3 protein-coding genes are annotated in these 6,452 nt (G+C 71.9%); 2 read left to right on the forward strand and 1 reads right to left on the reverse strand.

Annotation, left to right across the window (positions count from 1 at the left end; translation table 11 throughout):
• Window positions 1–920 precede the first annotated feature (920 nt).
• Both ACSNOK_RS29315 and ACSNOK_RS29320 read left to right on the forward strand, forming a co-directional pair.
• Complete coding sequence (locus tag ACSNOK_RS29315) at window positions 921–2,381, forward strand: MFS transporter (RefSeq protein ID WP_436783820.1); 1,461 nt, start codon at window positions 921–923, stop codon at window positions 2,379–2,381.
• Between the two features lie 432 nt (window positions 2,382–2,813).
• Window positions 2,814–4,925, forward strand: a complete 2,112-nt coding sequence (locus tag ACSNOK_RS29320) for a transglycosylase domain-containing protein (RefSeq protein WP_436783821.1) — start codon at window positions 2,814–2,816, stop codon at window positions 4,923–4,925.
• A 72-nt stretch (window positions 4,926–4,997) separates the two neighbouring features.
• On the opposite strand, the gene ACSNOK_RS29325 is transcribed toward ACSNOK_RS29320, so the two are convergent.
• Window positions 4,998–6,311, reverse strand: coding sequence for a hypothetical protein (locus ACSNOK_RS29325; RefSeq protein ID WP_436783822.1), 1,314 nt, complete (start codon window positions 6,309–6,311; stop codon window positions 4,998–5,000).
• Between the last annotated feature and the right edge of the window lie 141 nt (window positions 6,312–6,452).

The following is a 6,452-nucleotide window of genomic DNA, read 5'->3' on the forward strand; positions in this document are numbered from 1 at the left end:
CGGGGGGAACGTCCGGCCTCGTGGGGGATCGTCAGCGGGTCGGCGGGTCAACGGATCAACGAATCAACGGTCATTGGGTCGACGGAAGGGAGCGCCGGCCGCGCGAGGGCGCTCCACGGCCGGTTCCCGGCGAACCGGTACCTGGGCGCGCGTCAGGAGCACTCCCTGCCGCTCCCCGCCGCCCGGTCACCGAAACGATGCGCCTGTGGGGCCGTTCAAGGAAAGCGCGTTCGAGCAGGAGGGGGCGCGGAGACGGGCCGGTGGTCAGGGCCTGGACGGGTAGGGCCGGGACCCGCCGGGCCGCTGGTCACCCGGGAATGTCGGGCCGGCACGGAACTTGCCTGCCGGGCAGGCGTGTTCAAGCGCGCACCTTGGCCGGTTGAACGTCCTCCGGCGAGCCCTCGGCGCGCGGGTCTCCTCCACCGGCCTTCCCCTCCGGCGCCGGCGACAAGCACAACCAACGTGCCGTGGCCCCGAAACGCAAGACGCGGAACCGGACATCGCCTTCCGCCGCTCCCGGGTGCCTTACGCCGCGGTGCGGGCCGCACGCCGTGCGTCCGGGCGCGGGCGGGCCGGCGAAACCGCGCCCGGCGGACGGCCGGGAAGAGGCCGTATCGGGACGTCCTCCGGCGGACACCGCCATGCGATGCTGGCCCCCGAGGACGTCCGCGCGACGTCCTCCGGCAGGCAGCGCCGCACGGGACCGAGCCGTTTCCCGTACCGAGCCGTTTCCCGGCCGGGCCGGGAACCGACGGGCGCCGCCGGCCGACTTCCTGGGGGCGCGGAGTTCTTCCCCGAAGGCCCGCCGCGAGCTCATCCGGTCACCGGGGCGCGGCCGCGCCGGTGGCACGGCACGGGTGCGAGCGCTCTCGCCATCCGGATCCGGTCGACGGCGGCCTCACGGCCTCGGAGGGGACACGATGCGGCACGGTAGCGAGGAACCGCCGGAGGGTACGCGGCGGCCGGCCGAGGACGGGCGGCCCCGGTGGGTGCTGGTGGGCATCGCCGGAGTGCTGTCGTTCGTGGCCATGCTCGACATGAACATCGTCAACGTCTCGCTGGCCGACATCGCGCACGACCTCCGGGTCTCGCCTTCCATGGCGCAGTGGACGGTCCTCGGATACCAACTGGCCGTCGTGGCCCTCCTCTTGCCCGCCGGCCGGTGGCTGGACGTGAGCGGCGGCGGGACGGGTACGGGGCTGCGGCCGGCCGTGCTGACGGCCACGTCCGGGTTCGCCGTGTGCGGCCTGCTCTCCGCCGCGTCGCCCTGGATGCCGGTGCTGGCCGCGGCGCGGGTGCTCCAAGGGGTGTTCGCGGCGGTGCTGTTCGTCCTCATGCCCGTCCTCGCGGCCCGGTCGGTGCCGCCGCGTCTGCGCGGCCGGGCGATGAGCGTCCCGGCGACCCTGGGCCCGCTCGGGGCCGTCACCGGGCCGGCCGTGGGCGGCGTCCTCCTCGACGCCTTCGGGTGGCGCGCGGTGTTCCTCGTCAAGCTGCCGTTCTGTCTCGCGGCCCTGCTGGTGGCCCGCCGCGCGCTGCCCGTCGGGGGCCGCCTCGTCCCGCCGGGCCGGCGGCTGCTGGCCGACGCCGCGCTCGTCGGCGCCGCGATCACGGCGCTGCTGCTGGCCCTGACCCTCGCGCCGTCCTCCCCCGCCTGGCTCCTGCTGGCGCTCGTCGGTGTACCGCCCGCGGTGCGGTGGCTCCGCGGGCCGGGCGCCCGCCCGGTGGTGGACGTCGTCCGCGCCTCGGGTACGCAGGGCGTCTACGGCGCGGTGTTCGCGCTGGCCTGCGGTTTCGGTGCGATGCACTACGTCGTGGCGCTGCGGTTGCAGGACGACAGCGGGCTGTCGGCGACGGCCACCGGCCTGACCGTGCTCGCCTTCCCGCTCGCCATGGGCGTGGCGGGGCCCCTTGGCGGGCGCCTCGCGGACCGGTACGGTCACCGCCCGACCGCCGTCGCCGGCGCCGCCCTCACCACCCTAGGCCTCTTCCTCCTGATCCTCCTCGGCGACCACGACTGGTCCTCGGCCGACATCGTCTGGCGGCTCGCCATCGCGGGTGTGGGCATGGGCCTCTACGGCGGGCCGACCCAAGCCCTGGTGATGAACGCGGCACCCCCGAGGGCCGCCGGCACGGCCGGCTCCGCCGTCCAGCTCTCCCGCAACCTCGGCTTCACCTTCGGCCCCGCCCTCGCCTCCGCCACCTGGGGCCTCACCGACTCCCCCGTCGGCGCCCGCTACGCCCTCGCGGTCGCCGCGGCGTCGGCCGCCGCGGCCTGCGCCCTACTGATCGCCCGCCGCTCCACGGCGGCCGAAACGGAGAACGCGGCAGCGCCCCCGCCGTCGCCCGCCGAAGGCCCTCCCCCGAGTGCGAGCCGCCATTGATCCCGCGCTACGAGACGGAATTCCGTAATCCGCACGACTTCCGACACACATGCCACACCGACGAGCCGACAGCCTTCTGTTCCCTGGCAACCCCCCTTGGCTCTTGCCTCGGCCCTCGCGGGCTGCGGTACGGGCGGCTCGTCGGTTGCTACCGGGTGCCCGCCGGGCAGAAGGTCGAGCACTTCTGATCCGGCGCGGAGCCGGGCGCCGCCGGCCTTGCCCCACCCCCGTGTGAGCGGCGCACGAGGGCGGGCGTACCCTTCCCACCAGGCAAACGGTGGGAAGGGTTCCGAAGAGCGGCGGCAGCGGTGAGCGGGTGAGAGCGGGCATGAGGGCCGCTTTCAAGGGCCCGGCCGGAAGCGGGCCCGAACCGTAATGTTTTCGCGACAATACGGCACAAATCTCCGGGACCCGATCCCATAGGGTCGACCAGTGATCGAACGTCGTAAAGGGGCACATGCCCGGAAAGCCGCCGCTCCCGCCGTCCTTCGCCGGCTGTGGGGCGCCCGTCAGGTGACCGCGCGCCGCGTCGGGCGGTGGCTGCGGCCGGCGTATCCGCGGCCGGGGCGGTCGGGGTGGCGGCGCTGGGTCCCGTCGTGGCGGCAGACCCTGGGGCTGATATTCGGCTGTATCGGCGTCGTCACCGGCCTCCTCGCGATCATGTACGCGCGCACGGAGATACCCGCCGACCTCAACGCCTTCGCCACCCAGCAGGACAACGTCTACTACTGGGCCGACGGCACCGAGATGGCGCGCACCGGCGAGGTCAACCGGCAGGACCTGCCCCTGGACAAGGTCCCGGAGAAGGTGCGCTGGGCCGCGCTGGCCGCCGAGAACGAGACGTTCTACTCCGACAGCGGCGTCTCCCCCAGCGGCATGCTCCGCGCCGTCACCAAGATGATCACCGGTGGCGACACCCAGGGCGGCTCCACCATCACGCAGCAGTACGTGAAGAACGCCTACCTGAACCAGGAGCAGACGTTCGACCGCAAGCTCAGCGAGATGTTCATCGCCATCAAGCTCGACCGGAAGCTCAGCAAGGACGAGATCCTGGAGCAGTACCTCAACACGAGCTGGTACGGGCGGGGCACCTACGGCATCGCGCGGGCCGCCCACGCGTACTACGACAAGGACGTCTCGGAGCTGAACGCGAGCGAGGGCGCCTTCCTCGCCTCGCTGCTCAAGGGGGCGGCCCTCTACGACCCCGCCGTCAGCCCCAAGAACCACGAGCGCGCGGTCGAGCGCTGGAAGTGGGTCCTGGACCGGATGGTGAGCATCGGCAAGCTCTCGAAGGCGGAGCGGGCCACGTACACCCGCTTCCCTGAGCCGGTACCGCCGCCGCACCCCTCCGGACTGGCGGGCCAGACCGGCTATCTGGTGGAGACCGCCCGGGCATACGTGAGCGCGCACAGCGACGTCTCCGACCAGGACTTCGCCCGCGGCGGCTACCAGATCCACACCACCTTCGACCGCAGGCGCGTGGAGGCGCTGGCGAAGGCCGTGGGCAAGGCCCGCGCGTCCCTCGGGCCCGACCCGGACCACCCCGACCGCGACCTGCGCATCGGCGCCGCCTCGGTGACGACCGACGGACGCATCACCGCCCTCTACGGCGGCGAGGGCTATCTGAAGCAGGGCTTCAACGACGCCAACTCCTCCGTCGTGCCCGCGGGGAGCGCGTTCACCCCGTTCGTCTACGCGGCGGCGCTGCGCGACGGCGTCCAGCGGGAGCGCGGCAAGCCGCGTACCCCCGTCACCCCGGCCACGCTCTACGACGGCGACAACAAGATCACGTTGCTGACGCCGGAGGGCCCCTACTGGGACCGCTCGGGGAAGATCGTCAAGGCCGAGAACGACAACGGGAAGTCCTGGGGGCGGATCTCCCTCAAGAACGCGGTGGCGCAGTCGGTCAACACGTCGATGATGCAGCTGGGCATGGACGTCGGCCTGGACCGGGTCGGCAAGGTCGGAGTGGAGACGGGTCTGCTGGAGAGCAGTCTCGGCGAGAAGCTGCCGTCGTTCTCGCTCGGCACCTCGACGCCCAGCGCCATCCGCATGGCGGACGCCTACGCCACCTTCGCGGCCCAGGGCCGGCACACCGACCCGTACTCGGTCAGCGGTCTCCGCCGGAACGGGGCGAACGTCGCCGTCGAGCGGCCCCGGCCCCGGCAGGCGCTCCCGGCCTCCGTGGCCAAGGCGGTGGACGAGGCGCTGCGGGAGGCGGTCCGGCACGGTACCGCGCTCGCGGCCAAGGCCGCCGGGCCCGGCACGGCGGGGAAGACGGGTACGGCGCAGGACGGCAAGTCGGCCTGGTTCGTCGGGTACCGCGAGGGTCTCTCCACCGCGGTCTCCCTCGCCCGCATCGACCCGAAGACCCAGGAGCTGCTGCCCCTGGACGGGTCCGGTGGCGAGGACGAGAAGGCCGGGGAGAAGGGGAAGGCCGAAGGGAAGGCGAAGACCAAGGGCAAGGGCGGTACGTCCGGGGCGGCGTCCTCGGCCGCCGTGCCCCTCGGCATCTGGACGCGGTACATGACCGGCCGCTCCTGAACCGGGCCCCGGCCGTGGGGGGGGGCGGTCATCGGACCGCCCCGCGCCCTCACCCCGGCCGGTTCGGCCGGTTCACTTCACGAGGGACGCCCAGTCCGGGGACTGGGCCGGGTCGAGCCCGCGCAGCCGGGTCAGGACGTCCGGGTCCTGGACGTCGAGCCAGTCGGCCAGCTGCTTGAAGGAGACGCAGCGGACGCCGTCGCGTTTGCACACGGACTTCATGACGTCCTCCATCGCCTTCATGTATATGCCGCCGTTCCAGTCCTCGAAATGGTTGCCGATGAAGAGCGGCGCGCGGCTGCCGTGATAGACGCGCTCGAAACCGTTGAGGTAGCCGTCCCGGGTCAGTTTCCGCCACTCCGGGTACTTCTTCGGGTCACCCTTGGTGTTGTCGCCGGACTGGTTGTAGAGGAAGTTGAAGTCCATGGAGAGGACCTGCTTCTCGCTCTTGGGGTAAGGCAGCAGCTGCAACGGGAAGTTCCATATGCCGCCTATCTGTGACGGCCATATCTGGAAGTCGCCGGGCGAGCTGGCGTCGTAGCGCCAGTCGAACTGCCGCGCCGCCTTGAGCAGGTTCTGCTGGCCCTCCAGGCAGGGCGCGCGGCCGCCGGCCAGCTCCTTCTCGTAGTCGAAGGGGAGCGGCGGCAGGTCCTTGTAGCCGGTGTTCGTCTTCCAGTGTCGGACGAACGAATAGGCCTGCTCGATCTCGCTCTTCCACTCGCTCTCGCTCCAGTCGCCACCACCCTTCTTGCCGCAGAAGTGGCCGTTGAAGTGCGTGCCGATCTCGTTGCCGTCGAGCCAGGCGGCGCGGACCTCCCGGAGGGTGTCCCGGATGTGGGCGTCCGTCGCGTAGGAGATCGCCGATTCGCCCGGTTTGTGCTGCGGGGGCTTGTAGAGGGTCGCCTTGGACTTGGGCAGCAGATAGGTGCCGGTGAGGAAGAACGTCATCTTGGCGTTGTTCTCTTTGGCGACCTGGCGGAAGTGCGAGAAGAGGTGGTCGTCGCCTTCCAGGGCGCCGTCCCAGGAGAAGACGACGAACTGCGGGGGCTTCTCGCCGGGCTTCAGTTTCCGGGGTTTCGGCTGGTTGGGCTGGGGGCCGGTGTAGGACGTGGAGCCGTCGCCGATCACCTTGACCTTGCCGTCCCACTTCTCCTCCGGCTTGCGGCGGTTCTGCTGCCGGCTCTTGTGGGCGGAGGCGGAGTCGGACGAGGGCGACGCCGAGGAGCCCTTTCCGCCGGACTTCCCCCCGGCTCCGGCGCCGCCGGAGTCGCTCCCGGAGTCGCAGGCCGACAGTCCGAGTGCGACGGCGGCCGCGGCGACCAGGGCCGTCGCCGCCTGCGTGGTCCTCTTCGACAACTTCGTACCCCCTGGCACCAAAACACACATTCCGGCCCCAGTATCACAGGGCCTGTTACCCCGGCTTTCCACCGCCCCGAATCCGGGCGGGCATTCAACCGCAAAACGGGACGTACCGCATGGCCGAGAGTCGCCGCACGGACCGGTGGGGGGGGGGGGGGGGGGGGCGGG

The organism is Streptomyces sp. URMC 126 (assembly GCF_051386555.1).
Classification (GTDB): domain Bacteria; phylum Actinomycetota; class Actinomycetes; order Streptomycetales; family Streptomycetaceae; genus Streptomyces.